Origin of the sequence: Cupriavidus sp. BIC8F, assembly GCF_032465815.1 — a bacterium.
GTDB lineage: Bacteria > Pseudomonadota > Gammaproteobacteria > Burkholderiales > Burkholderiaceae > Cupriavidus > Cupriavidus necator.
The window spans coordinates 2,300,573-2,317,258 of record NZ_CP136095.1 but is presented as its reverse complement, the minus strand read 5'-3'; the positions used below and the strand labels follow the sequence as shown (position 1 = coordinate 2,317,258).

The 16,686-nt window shown below is 63.2% G+C and carries 15 protein-coding genes and 1 pseudogene; 11 read left to right on the top strand and 5 right to left on the bottom strand.

All coding sequences use genetic code 11. The annotated features are described in order from the left end of the window. The first annotated feature begins 25 nt into the window (after positions 1-25). From RS901_RS30730 to RS901_RS30705, 5 genes and pseudogenes are all read left to right on the top strand, one after another. The gene (locus RS901_RS30730; RefSeq protein WP_316154281.1) at positions 26-1,033 is read left to right on the top strand and encodes a tripartite tricarboxylate transporter substrate binding protein; all 1,008 of its coding nucleotides are present in this window, start codon (positions 26-28) and stop codon (positions 1,031-1,033) included. 55 nt (positions 1,034-1,088) lie between these two features. Beyond that, a complete protein-coding gene (locus RS901_RS30725) occupies positions 1,089-2,114 on the top strand; it encodes a porin (RefSeq protein WP_316157329.1) in 1,026 nt (341 codons plus the stop codon). Between the two features lie 411 nt (positions 2,115-2,525). Beyond that, positions 2,526-5,038, top strand: a pseudogene (locus tag RS901_RS30720) (type VI secretion system Vgr family protein). A gap of 9 nt (positions 5,039-5,047) precedes the next feature. After that, a complete protein-coding gene (locus RS901_RS30710) occupies positions 5,048-5,968 on the top strand; it encodes a DUF4123 domain-containing protein (protein ID WP_316154278.1) in 921 nt (306 codons plus the stop codon). Further along, positions 5,949-7,775, top strand: coding sequence for a T6SS effector BTH_I2691 family protein (locus RS901_RS30705; protein ID WP_316154277.1), 1,827 nt, complete (start codon positions 5,949-5,951; stop codon positions 7,773-7,775). The genes RS901_RS30710 and RS901_RS30705 overlap by 20 nt, the downstream gene beginning before the upstream one ends. Before the next feature lie 18 nt (positions 7,776-7,793). Here RS901_RS30705 and RS901_RS30700 read toward each other — a convergent pair whose 3' ends face one another. Beyond that, on the bottom strand, positions 7,794-9,023 hold the full coding sequence (locus tag RS901_RS30700; protein ID WP_316149395.1) for an ISAzo13 family transposase: 1,230 nt from the start codon (positions 9,021-9,023) through the stop codon (positions 7,794-7,796). Between the two features lie 75 nt (positions 9,024-9,098). Here RS901_RS30700 and RS901_RS30695 point away from each other — a divergent pair, with 75 nt between their 5' ends. The 6 genes from RS901_RS30695 to RS901_RS30670 all read left to right on the top strand — a co-directional run bounded on the left by RS901_RS30695 (position 9,099) and on the right by RS901_RS30670 (position 13,527). Further along, positions 9,099-9,869, top strand: coding sequence for a hypothetical protein (locus RS901_RS30695; protein ID WP_316154275.1), 771 nt, complete (start codon positions 9,099-9,101; stop codon positions 9,867-9,869). Positions 9,870-9,878: 9 nt separating this feature from the next. After that, a complete protein-coding gene (locus RS901_RS30690) occupies positions 9,879-10,994 on the top strand; it encodes a DUF6708 domain-containing protein (RefSeq protein WP_316154274.1) in 1,116 nt (371 codons plus the stop codon). Between the two features lie 90 nt (positions 10,995-11,084). After that, positions 11,085-11,480 (top strand): hypothetical protein, encoded by a 396-nt coding sequence (locus tag RS901_RS30685; RefSeq protein ID WP_316154273.1) that lies wholly within the window; start codon positions 11,085-11,087, stop codon positions 11,478-11,480. 9 nt (positions 11,481-11,489) lie between these two features. Further along, positions 11,490-12,605, top strand: a complete 1,116-nt coding sequence (locus RS901_RS30680) for a DUF6708 domain-containing protein (protein ID WP_316154272.1) — start codon at positions 11,490-11,492, stop codon at positions 12,603-12,605. Between the two features lie 73 nt (positions 12,606-12,678). After that, a complete protein-coding gene (locus tag RS901_RS30675) occupies positions 12,679-13,263 on the top strand; it encodes a hypothetical protein (protein ID WP_316154271.1) in 585 nt (194 codons plus the stop codon). 6 nt (positions 13,264-13,269) lie between these two features. Then, on the top strand, positions 13,270-13,527 hold the full coding sequence (locus RS901_RS30670) for a PAAR domain-containing protein (RefSeq protein WP_316154270.1): 258 nt from the start codon (positions 13,270-13,272) through the stop codon (positions 13,525-13,527). Between the two features lie 160 nt (positions 13,528-13,687). On the opposite strand, the gene RS901_RS30665 is transcribed toward RS901_RS30670, so the two are convergent. The 4 genes from RS901_RS30665 to RS901_RS30650 all read right to left on the bottom strand — a co-directional run bounded on the left by RS901_RS30665 (position 13,688) and on the right by RS901_RS30650 (position 16,591). Next, positions 13,688-14,173, bottom strand: coding sequence for an SRPBCC family protein (locus RS901_RS30665; protein WP_316154268.1), 486 nt, complete (start codon positions 14,171-14,173; stop codon positions 13,688-13,690). Then, entirely contained in the window at positions 14,145-14,549 is a 405-nt protein-coding gene (locus tag RS901_RS30660; protein WP_114134436.1) for an ArsR/SmtB family transcription factor, read from the bottom strand. Before RS901_RS30660 ends, RS901_RS30665 begins: the two co-directional genes overlap by 29 nt. Before the next feature lie 100 nt (positions 14,550-14,649). Continuing rightward, the gene (locus RS901_RS30655; RefSeq protein ID WP_316154267.1) at positions 14,650-15,309 is read right to left on the bottom strand and encodes a c-type cytochrome; all 660 of its coding nucleotides are present in this window, start codon (positions 15,307-15,309) and stop codon (positions 14,650-14,652) included. Between the two features lie 10 nt (positions 15,310-15,319). Continuing rightward, the gene (locus tag RS901_RS30650) at positions 15,320-16,591 is read right to left on the bottom strand and encodes a molybdopterin-dependent oxidoreductase (protein WP_316154266.1); all 1,272 of its coding nucleotides are present in this window, start codon (positions 16,589-16,591) and stop codon (positions 15,320-15,322) included. Positions 16,592-16,686 lie beyond the last annotated feature (95 nt).

The following is a 16,686-nucleotide window of genomic DNA, read 5'->3' as shown; positions in this document are numbered from 1 at the left end:
ATGCACCGCAACGGAAACAGCAAACATGAGCAGCCAGCACACTGGCGCCCGCTGGGCCTGTGCCACGCGCACAGCGGCCCTGGCCGCGGCGCTGGCCCTGGCGGGCGCCGCCAGCGCGCACGCCGGGGCCCCATACCCCAGCAAGCCCATCCGCATGGTGCTGCCCTCGGGCGCAGGCACCGTCACCGACCAGACTGCACGGCTGGTGGCCGAGCGCCTGACCGCCGCGCTCAAGCAGCCGGTGGTGGTCGACAACCGCCCCGGCGCCAACGGCATCATCGCCAACGAGACCGTGGCGCGCGCCGCGCCCGACGGCTACACGCTGCTGTTCACCTACGCCGCGACCATGACGGTGAACCCGTGGACCACGCCGTCGCTGCCCTATGACCCGATCAAGGACTTCACCCCCATCGCACGCCCCAGCCAGCCCGGCGGCAACCTGCTGGCGGTCAGCGCCAATGTGCCGGCGCACAACCTGCAGGAGCTGGTTGCCTACGCCAGGGCCAGCAAGACGGAACTGGCGTACTGCTCATGGGGCGTGGGCTCGGGCGGCCACCTGGCCATGGAATACCTGAAGGCCAAGACCGGCATCCACCTGCGCCATATCCCCTACAAGACCGCCACCCAGTGCAGCAACGACCTGGCCGCGGGCCACGTCACCATCGGCATCACCGACGCCATCTCGTCGGTCCCGCACCTGAAGTCCGGGCGCATCCGGGGCATTGCGGTCTCCGGTCCGGAGCGCCTGCTGACGGCGCCGGATGTGCCAACCATGTCGCAGCAGGGCGTGCCCTTCCAGCAAGCCAGCTGGGTCGCGATCTTCGGCCCCAGGGGCCTGCCCGCGCCGATCGTCAACCGGCTGAACGCCGAGGTGAACCGCATCCTGCAGACACCGGGCGACCGCGAGAAATTCACCGCCATGAACCTGCAGCCGGCCGCGCCGTCGAGCCCGGCCGACCTGGGCAAGCTGGTCAGCGCCGACCTGGCCGCGTGGGGCGAGGTGGTGAAGGTGGCGGGGCTGCAGGCGAAGTAAGGCTGGGCCACAACAACAAGAACGGGAGACAGGCAGCGTGAAGGCAAGACAGTGGATGGTGATGGGCGCGGCGCTGGCCGCGGGCAATGCCGTGGCCGGCACGATGCAGTTGTTCGGCGTGGTCGATGCATCGATCGAATACGCCAGGGGTTCGGAAAGCGTGGTGCGCATGCGCGAAGGCCAGCAGGCCGCGTCGCGCTGGGGCATCCGCGGCATTGAGGACCTCGGCGGCGGGCTCAAGGCCAACTTCCTGGTCGAGTCGGGCTTCAATATCGACAACGGCACGGAGTTCTTCGGCAACAACCGGCTGTTCGGGCGGCAGGCCTATCTGGGCCTGTCGGGCAACTGGGGCGAGTTCCGGCTGGGGCGGCAGTACACGCCGTCGTTCTATGCGCTGCTGCGGCTGGATCCGTTCCTGCTCAATGGCGCGGTGTCGCCGTTCAACCTGCTGAGCGCGACCGCATCGCAGGGCACCGGGCACGTGGCCTACGGCGCCCGCTTCGACAACGCGGTGCAGTATTTCTCGCCCAATTGGGGCGGCTTTTCCTTCGGCGCCGCAGTGGCGCCCGGCGAGGTGCCGGGGTCGGCTCGCTCAGGGCTGAACTTCGGCATGAATGCGACCTGCGAGGCCGGCAACGTCTACGCGTTCTACTCCTACCAGGGGATGTATTCAGGCGCCAACGTGCCGGTGGAGCCGACGCTGACTTCCAACCATTTCGTCGGCGGCTCCTATCGCTTCAAGCCGGTGGAGATCGGCCTGCTGTACAGCGCCGCAAGCAGCGACCGGCCCGAGACCCGCTCAGCACGCCACTACGGCGTGACCTTCAGCTGGAACGTGACGCAGCGCGACACCTTCAAGGCCGCCGCACTCAAGCGCCAGATCCTGGGCGGCGGCCAGCGGCCGCTGGCGGTGACGCTGGGGTGGGACCATGACCTGAGCAAGCGCACCACCGCCTATGTGCGGGCAGTGCTGGTGCATAACAGCACCGGCGGCAGCGTGAGCAACAACAGCATCGTGATTGATCCGGGTAGCGGGGATGATGCGAAGTCGGTGAGCCTGGGGGTGCGGCATCGGTTCTGAGGCGGACTGCGGTCCGTTCATGCGGGGCTGAGGCCAGGCCGCTGAGGCTACGGAGGCGTCCGGGTCGGGCTGCCACCTGTCCCGCGGACGCTCCCCGCAAGTGGGAGAGGGCGCCAATCTCAAGAACGTATCCCGGGCTGTCGCTCGTGTCGGTGTCATTTCTCTTTGTGCTTACTCTTCGCGCTTCACAAGGCGAACGAACCCGCACGGAGCAACCATATAGATCATGGTGATACGAGATTGATATAGGACATCCCTTAATTTCTATTGGAATTCTCATTCAATCGAAAACAATAGCGGTATCTGAATAATCCGCCTTCCTTCCTCAACGCATAACGGCTACCGTACGCGACGAACTCATCTTCTTGACGGTCATACACATGACGCGAAAAGCAAAGCACCAGAACACTGGTGCTTCGGCGACAAGAGAAAGTTCAACGCTACGGAGTGCTTCACTTGGATAACCGGCCGCCGTTTCTTTCCTCCCGCACCGTCACCGTGTCTGGTCCGGCGTTGCCGGAACTCTTCGGACAGTCCCCCTTCACCTTTGTGCGCCTGGATGGCAAGGAAGGCGTCTGGGACCTGTTCGAATACGACATCGAACTCAAGACGCCCGACAAGTCCTACAACTTCCACGGGCCGGAAGGCAATTTCGACTTACGCGAGATGAACGGGCGCGAACTGACCGTGCACATCGAACTGGATGGCATGGGTACGGGGTTGGCGGGACGCATTGGCGCAGGCACTCGCGAGATCAGCGGCATCGTCGATCGTGCCCGCTACCTGCGCGCCGAAGGGCGGCACTTCGTCTACGGACTGACGCTGCGCCCCTGGCTGTGGATTGCCTCCCAGAACCGGAACAGCCGCGTTTTCGAAAATCGCACCGATATCGAGATCATCGAAGAGGTCCTGTCCGCGTACTCCTTTCCGGTTGAGCGCAGGCTCGACGTGGCGAAATACCCCAGGCGGGTCTACCGCACCCAGTGCGACGAGAGCGACTACACCTTCATCGCCCGCCTCATGCAGCACTGGGGCATATCGTGGTTCTTCGAACACTCGGAGCGTAAGCACCGCCTGGTTCTGGTCGATCACGTCGGCGGTAATCGCAACATGCCGAGCGAGGCGTATCAGGTTCTGGAGATCCATCCGCCCGGCGCCCGGGTCGATCAGGAACACCTCGATGTCTTCTCGGTCGTCGATGCCGTGGTCGCAGGCAAGTACACGACCAACGCCTACAGCTTCACCCAGCCGCGCGGCGACCTGACCGCCAGCAGCTCGGACCCGCGTGACACGGGCCTGAATACTGGCGCACTGCACCAGGAGGTGTACGACTTTCCCAGCGAGCATGCCCAGCCCGCCACGGACAATCGCCCGTGGAACGAAGGCGACATGATCGCGCGCATCCGCATGGAGGAGATCCGTTCGAGCGGCCTGCGCTGCTTTGGTACCGGCAACCTGCGCGCGGTGGTGCCAGGCTGCACCATGAGCGTGAAGGGACACCCCCAGCAGGCGGCCAACCGCGAGTACGTGGTGCTTGGCGCCAGCCTCAAACTCGAAGACGTGGCCGAGGCCACCGGCGAGGGCCAGCGGTGGCACTGCCGGGTGGAATTCGAGTGCCACCCCACCCATGAGGTCTTCCGCCCGGCACTGAGCATCCCGTGGCCAGTGGTGACGGGCCCGCAAAGCGCGACGGTAGTTGGCCCCGATGGCCATACCGTATGGCCTGACCAGTTCGGACGCGTGCGCGTGCAGTTTCCGTGGGACCGCTTCAACAAGATGTCCTGCTGGGTACGCGTCGCCACGCCGTGGGCGGGCTCACAGTACGGCCAGATCAGCATCCCGCGCATCGGCAGCGAAGTGCTGGTGATGTTCCTGGACGGCGGCGATCCGGACAAGCCCATTGTGATGGGCGCGGTGCCGAACAGCCTCAACATGCCGCCGTGGCAGCTGCCGGACCAGCTCGCTCTCACCGGCATTCGCAGCCGCGAGCACGATGGCGGGCGCAGCAATCATCTGGTGCTGGACGACACCAAGGGACAAATCCAGGCGCAGCTCGCATCGGACCACCTGCAGTCGCAGATCAGCATGGGGTACATCACCGGCATCCCTGACGTGCAGGGACGCCGCGACAAGCGTGGTGAGGGGCTGGAAGCGCGCACCGATGGACATGCCGCGCTACGCGCGGCGTTGGGCATGCTGCTGACCACCTACCCGCGCGAACGGGCTGAGGGCAACGCCATGAACGTGGAGGATGTCATCCACGTGTTCATGGAAGCCCTGACGCTGGCGGATTCGCTCGCCCAGAGCGCGGTCAATGCCCAGGCCCAGACCGGCCAGCAGCAGGAGGTTGCCAAGACTTTGCGCAGCCAGGCCGATGCGGTCAAGGGTGGCGGCAAGCTGGGGGAATTCACCGAGCCGCACATCAACGTTGCCAGCCGGGCGGGCATTGCCACCACCGCGCCGGGCTCCACGCACGTCTGCAGCGGCGAACACATTGCGCTGACCAGCGGCCAGCACCTCTCTCCTGCGGCGGTGGCATGTACGCCACGATCACCGACCGCTTCTCGCTCTTTGTCCAGCGCGACGGGATCAAGCTGTATTCGGCAAAAGGCAAGGTGGAGGTGCAGGCCCAGTCGGATGGCGTCGATGTGATCGCACAGAAAGTGCTGCGCCTGCTGTCCACGACCGACTGGGTCGAGATCAGCGGCAAGAAAGGCGTTCGGGTCAATGTCGAAGGCAACGAGTTGCGCATCACGCCGGAGGGCATCGAGAACATCTCGACGGGCAAGTGGATTGTGTTCTCGGCCAGCAAGTCGCTCACCGGGCCAAAGAATGCTCCCTATACGATGCCCACCACCAAGATCTGCTCGCACCTGGCGGCGGGGGCGGCGGCATCCGGCGCCGGTGCCGTGCCGCTTCGCTAGGAGACGCGCATGGCGAAGTTTTCCACCGACCATCTGACCCCGCAGCCCTGGCCCCGAGGCTGGGCGGATGGCTATCTGGTGCTGGATTTTCTCAACCACGATCCCGCATTGCTCGACCTGTCCGCGCTGACGCTGCATGAGTGCGTGCCGGCAGGCATTGGTGACAACGCGCACCTGATGCCGGCGCTGGTGGACCTGGCAACCACCCCGACCGACGTGCAGCGCACGCTGCTGATCCATGCCTGGCAATCCGCCATGCGCGGCGATCCTCCCTTCATTTGCGCGTGGCTACAAAGCCCGGCCTCAATGCAGGAAGTCAGCAGCCACCTGGCGTCCTGCCTGACCGGAACCGATCACGCTGAGGGTCACGCCCTGTGGCGTTTCTACGATCCCCGCGTCTTTATCCATATGGCGTGGCTGTTACGCCCGGCCCAGTTGCACGCCCTGTTCGGCCCCTGCGAGCAATGGGGCTTCGCCTGGGCCGGCGACTGGTACCAGCTTGCCCGGCCCACACTCACCGAATCTGCGCCAACATTGCCGCGCCCGTGGTGGCCCGACGCAGCCCAGTGGCCCACCGTGCAACTGACCGCCGACATTGAACAGGTGCTCGCACGCGTGGCCGGCGAGAGCAAGCCGTCGCTAGCCCACGCCCCAACCGTGGACCGCGCCTTGCGGCACGCCGACAAAGCGCTGCATCTGACCTTGCCGGCGGATCGCCGTCACTACGCCACACACGTCGCGGCATTTGGGCAGCCGTTCGAGGACCAACCGAAACTGCAGGCCGCGTGGCCCGCCGTGGCCGCAGGCGAAATGACGCTGCGCCAGGCGCTGGGATTGCTGTCCAGCGACGACTGGGAACTCATGAAAATCCTGGCGCAGCACGCCAGGCAAATCTCATCAGAACGCCACCATGGTCATGTACAACGTTGACAGCACGATAGAACGCTCATCCAAACCGGTAAAGGAGTGCAATTTTTGTCACCATGAACCCGGTTTGGCCGTGCTGCCGGTCCGGTACGCCGTCGTCGGACCGGAGGACAAGAACGGGGCGCCGCCGCTCTCAGGGAATTTCACGATTGAGAACGCCCCTGCGCAACTCGGCAGCGGGGTGCAGTACATCCTTCGCACGATGCGCCCCGGCTTCCTGTACGTCTTCCATGAAGCGATGCAGATGTGGGATGCCTATGTGGTCATGAAGGGCGGTCACCTGTGGAAGGTCATTCCCGAGAATCCTGGGCCAGCCAAAGTCCCGGAGGCTTTCAGTTGCAGTGTTAGTCTGCACCACAGCCTTGAATCCTTGTATTTCACCATTCCCGATCCCGCGCACGCGACGCATGTCTGGTATGCCTATTCGCATGTAGCCTGGACCAAGGCACAACTGGATGCGAACCAGTTCGAGCTTGATGTGCGCAAGGCGCATATGCAATGCCTCGACGTAGCGGCCTGGATGGGCAACCAGAACCAGCCACACGCCGCCCGCGCGGCGGAGATCAACAAACGCGTGGCATCGTTCGCCATGAAGCCCGAAGCGCAGCAACAAGCATTCCGGTATCTGAGCGCGACACCACCCGGAACCATTAACCTGGGCGAGATTGCACCGATCGGCCCCACAAGCGGTTCGATGCTTGCGGACCGGATGGAGATCGTGTCCCCCGGCAAGGCGATGATGCTGGCGTTCAATGATCCGCTCGCAATCACCGAGGACTTGAGCATCCTGACCAATCCCAAGCTGCACCCCAAGGCAAACAACGGGGTCATCTGGGACAAGGCAACAGATCTGTTCCTGGATACGCTCGAGAAGAACATCCGGGCCAACGCCGAGGCGCAGCACACTAAAGAGGCGGAAGCCGCGGCAGCCGAGGCCGAGCGCATGGCGACCACGCCGGATGGATTCCCGGCTTACGAACTGATGTCGGTACTATTCAATGGAAAGGCGACCGCCGAGCGATGGAAGCGGGAAGACGCCGCGCGCGAAGCCACGCGACTTGCCCGCAAGAACGCCGCCAGCGACGCCGCCTGGAAACCCTACGAAGACGAACTCACGCCAGGCAAGCGCCACCAGGACCTGAGCCCCAGACTGAAGGCCCTCAACGAGAACGTGCTGGCACCCATTGCGACGTCGTTCGCACAGTGGCTCATGAGTCCACAGCTTGCTTCCTACATGCAATACCGGCATGACAAGATGGACCTGCTGCACGGCTATGTTTACAACGAATCCCTGACGCGCTGCCTGGAGAGCGCGCTGGACACCGTGGAATGCCGTCGGGTCATCCAGCATTGGTTCAACGAGGCGAATCCGGAAAACCACAGCAATCTGCTTGCGCGCGCCCTGTTGCTGGACCACAAGCCCATCATCGACACCGTGCCGGACCCGACCGACCAGGGCTATGCCGCCATCTTCGGCATCTTGAGGAGCGGTCTCGACAAGATGGACTCCATGGCAAAGAGCCTCACCCTTCCCGAAGCCCAAGCGAAGATGGGCCTGGTACCGCGCCTGACCTGGATACTGGCCGACCAGATCATTCCGACCCTTGCAAACAGCTTCAGCTCGGCATCGGCCAGGCTCGCCTTGTACGGGATGAGCCTGCTAGGCGGCGTGCGCCTGATTGCCCCGACGGCCAGCGTCATGCAAATCCGCGCGGTCGTGCTGAACGACCTCCAAGCGGTCAATCCAGAACTGTACAAGCAACTGGGTCGCACCCGACGACGTGAGGACGCTGTCGCGTTAGGATCCTAGCAAAAATAACTTGAACAATTACGTCTTGCGACGAGATGTTCGAGGTTTGATGCGGTAGTTCCACTCGCCATGAAATTCGTCGCGCTCAATGGCCACGGCAGCGAGTTCGGCGTCGCTGACCTTGATACCTGCGTCGTACATGTTCTCGTCCAGTTCCGCACGCACTTTCAGCCCTTCAGCGGTACTCACGCTGCCGATGAGGTTCACTACCACCTGACGCGTCAACAGCGGTCGGCCGCGCCAGTTGTTCGTGATATGGCAGAACAGGCGATGCTCGATCTTGTTCCACTTGCTCGTACCCGGCGGAAAGTGGCACACCTGCACAGCGAAACCGAGTTCGTCGGCCAGTCGCTGCAACTGCACCCGCCACAGCCGCACACGATACCCGTTGCTGCCACCGCAGTCGGCGGTGACCAGCAGTCGCCTGGCTTTCGGATACAACGGACGGCCCATCTCCAGCCACCAGCGACGGATGCTTTGAACCGCGAACTCGGCGGTGTCGTGGTTGATGCCCACGCTGACCCAGCCCTCGTTGGCCGTCACATCATAGACGCCATACGGGGCAACCTTGCCCAGTTCATCGTCGATGAAATCGTGCACACGCGCCTGCTCGGGTTGGCCCTTGGGCTGCCATTCGCGGCCAGCGTTCTTGAAATCGCCGATCAGCTCCTTCTTTTTCGTGTCCACCGAGATGACCGGCTGACGCTGGCGCTGATACTGCGCCACCTTGTCGGCGATGTAGTGGAACTGCGCGTCGCGGTCGGGGTGCTGCGCGCCTTCGCGTGTCTTGCGCACCGATTGCAAGCTGTAGCCCGTCTGCGTCAGCAGATCGCAGATCGTGCGCTGACTCACGCGATGCCCCAGCCGGTTGAGCTCTTCGGCCAGACGGGTGGTGCTCTTGCACGTCCATCGTAGTGCTGACATCGGGTCACCCCGGCTGGTCGGCTCCACCAGTGCATCCAGGTGCTCCAACAACCTCGCATCGAGCTCAGTTAGCCTCTTGCGCCCGCCTCCCGGGGCACGAATGCGCTTGGCCGTCATGTCCCGCGTCGCTCCACCGGCCGCTTCGAGTTCGGCCAGTCCCGCATAGATCGTGGTGCGCGAGATGCCTATCGCTTTGGCCACCAGACTCACGCCCCCACGCCCCAGGCTGCGCGCTTCGGCGGCGGCCCATAGGCGCAACGTCGCCTCATCAAGGCGCGCCTGCAGGGCCCGAAACTTCGCTTCGACTGCCTCGCTGATATCCATGTGCGCATCGTATAGACGCGAGGACAACTGTTCAAGTTATTTTTGCTAGGGTCCTTAGGGCATATGGGCCAGCGCATGAACAAGACTGCCAAGCTAGTGTGGTTCAAGACCGAGGACCTGGAGCGCAATCCGGAACTGAGCGTCCTCAAGCTGCGCACCGTCAACGACGTGCCCGGGGTGCGCCAAGTGAAGGCAGTCCTGGGTTCACGCTTCGTGAATGTCGGGGCGGTCGCCTGCATCCTGCAGGGACTGGCGCTCTATCACGCCACGCAATCGTTCCGGGCAGCGGGCGAGTTCGACGAACCCGAAAGAGGAATCAAGCTGGTCGGCGGCCTGGTGTCCATGGCCGGGACCCTTGCAGAGCAGACTGGCGTCGTGCTGGAGAAGGCGCCGACGCACGCACTGGTCCGGCGCATCATGCGCTCACCGCCGAAGGCGGAATGGCTGGAAATGGGCAAGAAGCTGGCCGTCAGAGGGCGTTGGATTGGTTTTGCCGGGGCTGCAGTTGGGGTGGGATGGGATGCGTACCATGCATACGACGAATTTGGCAAAGGTCATCGATGGCTGTTTGCTCTCTATCTGACTTCGGCCATATCTGGTGGCGCTGCCTCAGTTCTACCCCTGGCATCTGAAGAATTTTTGGTCTTTTTGGTTGGCGTACCGAGCTGGCCGTTTCTCGTTGTGCTGCTCGCCGTCAACGTAGGCATCCTACTTCTGGACGATCCCACCACTCTCAAGTGGACCAAGCGCTGCCGCTTCGGCAAAGCGCCTGCCAGCGAGCACTACAGCAGCCTGGAGGCGGAATCGTTTGAATTCGTGCAACTGGGTCTCAAGGACCTCAAGTAGGGAGGATCGATGAAGTTCCCGACCAAAGATGAGCGTACGCCGTTCTATTTTCGGCAACAGGGCAAACCGCTGGGAGCGTGGGAGTTGGAACACAGGCTGCCCATTGTCTGCCCCGCCAGCGAGCACATAATGGAGAGTGGTAACGTCTACAGCGTCGATTCGACCTGCCTGGAGATCACCGATGAGTCGCAGAGTCGTATGCAAAACGTCGGGATGCTTTGGATAATCTGCTCGGCACTCACCGCACTATTTCTCTTTTTCGGTGTGCTCGCAGCTACGAGTCCGTTCAGAGACTCTGGCGAAATGATGGCGAAGAGCGGGTACTGGTCTGGCACGATTATTGGCGCATTGATTGCCTTCGCCGCCGCAGGCTTCTTCGGTTTGCTTGCCTTCGATCCTATGCGACGCAACATGTTCACGCTGAAGCGCCGTCCCATCCGCCTGAACCGAAAGACCCGCCGCATCTATGCCATTCGAACCAAGGACCCGGACGGCATCTGGGAAGTGCCCTGGAGTCATGACGAGTTCTTCTGCGTTGGCCATCGGCGCATGGGTGGCTTGTCACGCGCCTACGACATGTACGACATCCGCCACTATCAACTCGATGGCAACGGGAACGTTGTCCGGGCGTTCGTGCTCGGCCAGTTCGTCTTCACCCTGGAAGAAGCCTGCGCGCAGTGGGAGTACTACCGCCGCTACATGCAGGATGGGCCAGCTGAGCTGCCCGAGCCTTATCGCTTCTGGGCACCGCGGGAAACGTTCTGGGAAGGCTACAAAATTTGCAGAGGGGGAAAGTTCTCTGGAGCCTTCTTCACCTTAACCGACGTAATGTTTGCACCGTTCGCATTGCTGGATGCGATCGCTCGCTGGCTCGTGCTCGTCACGTGCAGTGATCCCGTGTGGCCGCAGGACATCGAGACGACGTGCAAGCCCATGCCCAATGACCCGTACGCCCGACCGTACGCCGACGACTACATCGGCGTGCCGAGTGGCCCGGATGCCAGGCCTTCCCGCGAGGATCTGGCGCGAGTGTTGGGCCAGCAGCATGAGCGACGCAACGCTGGCGCGCTGACCCGCGCGGAAGCGGAAGCCCTGCTTCGAAACACTACAGAACAGGCCACATGACCACCACTTCGCCGCTACCAGCGCCTCATGTCATCTTGATCGAGGGTCCGGCGCATCATGCGCTCACCGCCGAAGGCGGAATGGCTGGAAATGGGCAAGAAGCTGGCCGTCAGAGGACGTTGGATTGGTATTGCCGGGGCAGCAGTTGGAGTGGGATGGGATGCGTACCATGCCTACGATGAAGGCATGAGGGGAAACCGGACAGTCTCAATACTATATTTTGGCTCTGCGATGTCTGGAGGCGCAGCAGCAGCGCTCCCGCTGGCGACTGAAGAATTCCTGGCCTTCCTCGTTGGCGTGCCTAGCTGGCCGTTCCTAGTCGTGTTGCTTGCAGTGAATATCGGCATCCTGATGCTGGACGACCCGGCGACGCTCAAATGGGCCAAGCGTTGCCGTTTCAGCAAGGGACCCGCCAGCGAACGCTACACCAGCCTGGAGACCGAGTCGTTCGAGTTCGTGCAACTGGGCCTCAAGGGCGTCAAATAGGACTCATCGATGAAATTCCCGACCAAGGATGAACGCTCGCCGTTCTACTTCCGCCAACAGGGCAAACCGCTGGGCAAGTGGGAGCAAGAACACCGGCTCTATGTCGACCAGCCTGCCAGCGAGCATGTGCTGGAGAGCGGCAATGTCTACCGTATTGATTCGATCTGCCTGGAGATCACCGACGAGTCGCAGAGTCGGATGCAGAACGTTGGGCTGCTTTGGATTATCTGTTCAGCATTTGCGTCGTTTTCTCTCTTTTACGGATTATTGCTTGCAACAAGTCCATTCAGAGACCCTGAGGAAATGATGGCGAAGAACGGGTATTGGTTCGGTACGATCGTTGGCATAGTACTTGGCTTTAGTTCTGCTGGCTTCTTCGGTCTGCTTGCCTTCGATCCGATGCGGCGCAACATGTTCACGTTGAAGCGCCGCCCCATCCGCCTGAACCGGAAGACCCGCCGCATCTATGCCATTCGAACCAAGGACCCGGATGGCATCTGGGAAGTGCCTTGGAGCCATGACGAGTTCTTCTGTGTGGGCCATCGGCGCATGGGCGGCTTGTCACGCGCCTACGACATGTACGACATCCGCCATTACCAGCTCGACGCCAGTGGCAACGTGGTCCGGGCGTTCGTGCTCGGCCAGTTCGTCTTCACCCTGGAAGAAGCCTACGCGCAGTGGGAGTACTACCGCCGCTACATGCAGGATGGGCCAGCTGAGCTGCCCGAGCCTTATCGCTTCTGGGCGCCGCGGGAAACGTTCTGGGAAGGCTACAAAATTTGCAGAGGGGGCAAATTCTCCGGAGCGTTCTTCACCTTATCCGACGTAATGTTTGCACCGTTCGCATTGCTGGATGCGATCGCTCGCTGGCTCGTGCTCGTCACGTGCAGTGATCCCGTGTGGCCGCAGGACATCGAGACGGCGTGCAAGCCCATGCCCAATGACCCGTACGCCCGACCGTACGCCGACGACTACATCGGCGTGCCAAGCGGCCCGGATGCCAGGCCTTCCCGCGAGGATCTGGCGCGAGTGTTGGACCAGCAGCATGAGCGACGCAACGCTGGCGCGCTGACCCGCGCGGAAGCGGAAGCCCTGCTTCGAAACACTACAGAACAGACCACATGACCACCACTTCGCCGCTACCAGCGCCTCATGTCATCTTGATCCAGCAACCTTCAACGTACCGGGCAAGCGCGGAATGGAAGGCTTCTGGGGCATGCGCTACGGGAACAAGACGGTTCTGACTGCCTACCTGTCGCCGATTGACCTGCTGTTGGACTCAATGCGGGGCAGCGCTCCCAATCAAGCCTTCAGGTATCCATCCCTTGACCGGCTGCCCGCAGCCCGCGTGAAGCAAACCTTCCCGACAGGCGTGGAGTTGGACATTGCCTGCGGCTTTCTCGCCCGCGACGGACGGCTCCTGCTCAGCCCAAGCGGCAAGTGGCGGCGCAACGTCTTGGTGCATGACGTGCGCGCGCCTTTGCGGATGGGAAATCTTTTGCCTGAATACACCACCGATGCCCGACGCGCGATCAGCCGTCTCTTTGAGAGCGCAGGTCTCTTTGCTTGGCCGGACACACTGCAGTCGATAGCCAAGATCTGGAAGGGCGACCGCATGAAGCACGCGATAGACAGTGCCATGGCAACCGCAAGTACGGTAGTGCACTCAGCTGGTCAGGTCGTGAACCAGGTCGCCGTATTCGATCCGGAGGCGGAACAATGGCATTTTGTCCCTTGCCAGTCGATGGACGATGTGCCGGAGAACAATCACCCACATGGATAGGCAAAAATGGACAAGAGCATGATCAAGGTCGGCGATATGCATTCGCATGGCGGCCCTGTCAAATCCGGGTCACCCGAGAGCCTGCTCGACGGCAAACCCATCGCCCGACTCGGGGACCTGGTGGACTGCCCCCTGCACGGTGTCAACGAAATCATAGAAGCCAGCTCAGGCATGGATGTCGACGGGAAACCTGCGGCGCTGCACGGGGATCGCACGCGATGCGGTGCCACATTGATTGGCGGCGACAGCGCCACTGTCGGGTGACGTTGATTCCGAGCGTCCGCCAGACGACACGCTGTTTAAATCAGCCTTTCCTTGAGGCCATTCTATTTGAGACCCTCACCTCACCACGCAGACCGGCGAAATATCAAGGAAGTCGCGCCGGCACGGTATCACGTGCCGGCGCCGTTCACTTGCCGCAGCCTTACTTCAGCTGCTGCGCAAACGCATCCAGCTGCGTAATGCAGATGCCCCAGCCTTCATAGAACCCCAGCTCCTCATGCTGCTTGCGCGTGGCCTCGTCCGGATGCATCACGCGCGCAATGTAGCGGGTGCCGTCACCCTCGTCGGCCATGGTGATGACCGCGGTCATCGACAGCCACGGCTTGTTGGGCCGGTACCCGGCCACCAGGGCCGAGGTGGAGACGATCTTCTCCATCGGCACGATCTCGAGGAAGCATCCCGGGTTGTCGCTGACGCCGCCGTCCGGGCCTTTCATGAGCGTATGAAAGGCGCCGCCGGGGCGCATGTCGAAGGCCAGGACCTCGGTGGTCCAGGGTTTGGGGCACCACCATTCCTTGAGCAGCTTGGGATCGCTCCATGCACGCCAGACCTTGGCACGCGGGGCCTTGAGCAGGCGCGAGATGACCAGGTCCTGGCTTTCAGGGCTGGCGGCGTTTTCGTTCGGCATCTGACTGTTCCTCCTGATGAAGGGCTTCGACAAAGGCGGCCAGGCGGTCGGTACGGGCCTCCCACATGGCGCGCTGGTCGGCCAGCCATTGCTGCGCGTCTGACAGCGGTTGCGGTACCAGTTCGCAAGTGCGCACGCGCCCCGTCTTGCGCGAGCGGATCAGGCCGCTGCGCTCCAGCACCTGCAGGTGCTTCATGAACGAGGGCAGTGCCATCGTGAACGGTGCCGCCAGCGCCGAAACCGTTTCCGGCCCGCGGCCGAGCACGCTGACGATGGCGCGGCGGGTCGGGTCCGCCAGCGCGTAGAACACGTCGGAAAGCGGGGAAATATCGACAGCCTGGGACACGTCAGCAAACTCGGCACAATGGTTAGCCATGTGGCTAAGTATAGGGAGGCAACGGGAAACTGCAAGCGCAAAATGCAAGGCGCCCCGGGGTCAGCCGGGGCGCCTTGCAATCGGGGAAGCGGGGCGGAGGCTATTGCTGCCGCACGTATGCCGCCAACGCCTTGACTTCGTCTGCATTCAACCCGGCAAACGGCGGCATCGGCACCGAACCCCATTTGCCGGTGCTGCCGCCGCGGATGCTGGCTTCCAGCCTGGCCTGTGCCTGCGCATCGTCCTTATAGCGGGTGGCGACTTCATGATAAGCCGGGCCGACCACCTTCTGCGTCACGCTGTGGCAGCTCAGGCAGGCGTTCTTGGCCAGCAGGCCCTGCACGTCCACCGCGGCGGCAGGCGCCGAGGCGGCCGCGGGTGCGGCCGGCGCGGGCTTGCCCGCCTTTTGCGTGATTGCCACGATCTCCGGATCCTTGATCTTGGCGGAGCCGTAGGCCACCGCGAGATAGGCGCCGAGCTGCTCGACCTCGCCATCGTCGATCGGCGCACCATAGGCCTGCTGCATTTTCTTCATCTCGGCGGTCCACTGCGTCAGGCTCAGGCCGGGTGGCTGGTAGGCGACGTAGTCGGCCGAATGGCAGATCGCGCATTTCTGCATGGCGATGCCGTAGCCGGGCAGCTTGGCCGGTTTGAGCTTGACGTTCTCCGCCGGCAGCTTGATGTCCTGGGGTGCCGCGGACGCGCCGCCCGTACCCAGCAGGGCGAGCGCGAGCAGCATAGGGGTGATGGATCGATGCATGGCGCGCTCCTCAGGCAATGGTGACCGGCGTGGATTCAATGACGTTGCGGCGATAGCCGGCCGGGTTCCAGTTGGCCTTGGCCGGCTGCACCTCGCCCTGGACGCTGGTGGCGCGCACCATCAAGACCGCTGGGCCCTTGCGTGCGAACTTCACCGGCAGTTGCCAGGGGCGGAACGAGAAGCGGCCCAGGTCCTGGCCCAGCGTGGCGGCCTGCCAGCTCTGCCCGCCGTCCACCGAGACTTCGACGCCGCGGATGCCGGAGCCGCCATCGAAGGCAATGCCTTTCAGCTCCACCATGCGACCGGCGGGCAGCACGCCGCCGGCGCCGACGCTGGTGATGAAGCTGCGCACCGCCAGCGTCGAGATCGGTCGCGTCTTGCTGGCGGGGGTGCCCGGCGCCACGCATTGGCAGTCGTTATCCGGTACGCGATAGCCCTTGGTCATGAAGAACGCGTCATGGCCTTCGAACGGGTGGTCCAGCACCTCGATCTCGGACAGGTGCTTGATCCAGTAGGTGCCGAAGTAGCCCGGCACCACCAGCTTGATGGGATAGCCGTTGAGCAGCGGCAGGTCTTCGCCGTTCATGCCCCAGGCCAGCATCGGCTCGCCGTTCATCGCATGGGCGATATCGAGTGACTTGCGGAAGTCCGGGGTGCTCGGCAATACCGGCGTATCCATCCCGTTGAACGTGACCACCTTGGCGCCGGCCTTGACGCCCGCGTGCTCCAGCACCTTGCGCAGCGGCACGCCGGTCCAGCGCGCATTGCCCATTGCGCCGTTGGCCAGTTGGGCGCCGAACACACGTGGCTCTGAGAAGCCGCGGCTGTTGCCTGAACACTGGTTCACGGCGACGATGTCCACCGGATCGGCCAGCCGCTTCAGTTCATCGAGCGACAGCTTCAGCGGCTTGTTGACGTGGCCGCCAACCGTCAGGCGGAAGGTGGCGAGATCCACAGACAGCGGAATGTTGGCCAGGTGGTAGCGCACGAAGAAGGCATCGTTGGCGGTGATCGGCCCCTCGTTGAACGCGGAGAAGGGCGTCTCAAGGTGTGGCGGCCGGGTGCTCACGCGTACCAGCGGGCGCTTGCCCGGATAGCGCACCAGCGGGCGAGGGCCGTCGGCCAGGGTGACGCCGTCGCTGATGCGCGCGGCCTGGGCGGCCAGTGCGCCGAGCGGGGAGGCGCTGAGGGCGAGCAGGCCCGCGCCCTGGACGATGCGGCGCCGGGCCGGCAGCGGCTGGGCGGGGGCGGCAGATTCCGCCGGACTGTTCTTGTCTCGCATGGGGGCGTCTCCTTCAGGGGCGTGTTGTGTCGCGCAAGGCGCTATGGCGGGTACTTTGAGGCCGCGGCATCAACTTGTGAAACGTGTTTTGCCGC

Coding starts and splice junctions, on each gene's coding strand:
- RS901_RS30705 (WP_316154277.1), top strand. CDS start 5,949: ATGGTCATGTACAACGTTGACAGCACGATAGAACGCTCATCCAAACCG.
- RS901_RS30725 (WP_316157329.1), top strand. CDS start 1,089: ATGGTGATGGGCGCGGCGCTGGCCGCGGGCAATGCCGTGGCCGGCACG.
- RS901_RS30650 (WP_316154266.1), bottom strand. CDS start 16,591: ATGCGAGACAAGAACAGTCCGGCGGAATCTGCCGCCCCCGCCCAGCCG.
- RS901_RS30690 (WP_316154274.1), top strand. CDS start 9,879: ATGAAGTTCCCGACCAAAGATGAGCGTACGCCGTTCTATTTTCGGCAA.
- RS901_RS30695 (WP_316154275.1), top strand. CDS start 9,099: ATGAACAAGACTGCCAAGCTAGTGTGGTTCAAGACCGAGGACCTGGAG.
- RS901_RS30665 (WP_316154268.1), bottom strand. CDS start 14,173: ATGCCGAACGAAAACGCCGCCAGCCCTGAAAGCCAGGACCTGGTCATC.
- RS901_RS30675 (WP_316154271.1), top strand. CDS start 12,679: ATGGAAGGCTTCTGGGGCATGCGCTACGGGAACAAGACGGTTCTGACT.
- RS901_RS30670 (WP_316154270.1), top strand. CDS start 13,270: ATGGACAAGAGCATGATCAAGGTCGGCGATATGCATTCGCATGGCGGC.
- RS901_RS30730 (WP_316154281.1), top strand. CDS start 26: ATGAGCAGCCAGCACACTGGCGCCCGCTGGGCCTGTGCCACGCGCACA.
- RS901_RS30680 (WP_316154272.1), top strand. CDS start 11,490: ATGAAATTCCCGACCAAGGATGAACGCTCGCCGTTCTACTTCCGCCAA.
- RS901_RS30685 (WP_316154273.1), top strand. CDS start 11,085: ATGGGCAAGAAGCTGGCCGTCAGAGGACGTTGGATTGGTATTGCCGGG.
- RS901_RS30710 (WP_316154278.1), top strand. CDS start 5,048: ATGGCGAAGTTTTCCACCGACCATCTGACCCCGCAGCCCTGGCCCCGA.
- RS901_RS30700 (WP_316149395.1), bottom strand. CDS start 9,023: ATGGATATCAGCGAGGCAGTCGAAGCGAAGTTTCGGGCCCTGCAGGCG.
- RS901_RS30660 (WP_114134436.1), bottom strand. CDS start 14,549: ATGGCTAACCATTGTGCCGAGTTTGCTGACGTGTCCCAGGCTGTCGAT.
- RS901_RS30655 (WP_316154267.1), bottom strand. CDS start 15,309: ATGCATCGATCCATCACCCCTATGCTGCTCGCGCTCGCCCTGCTGGGT.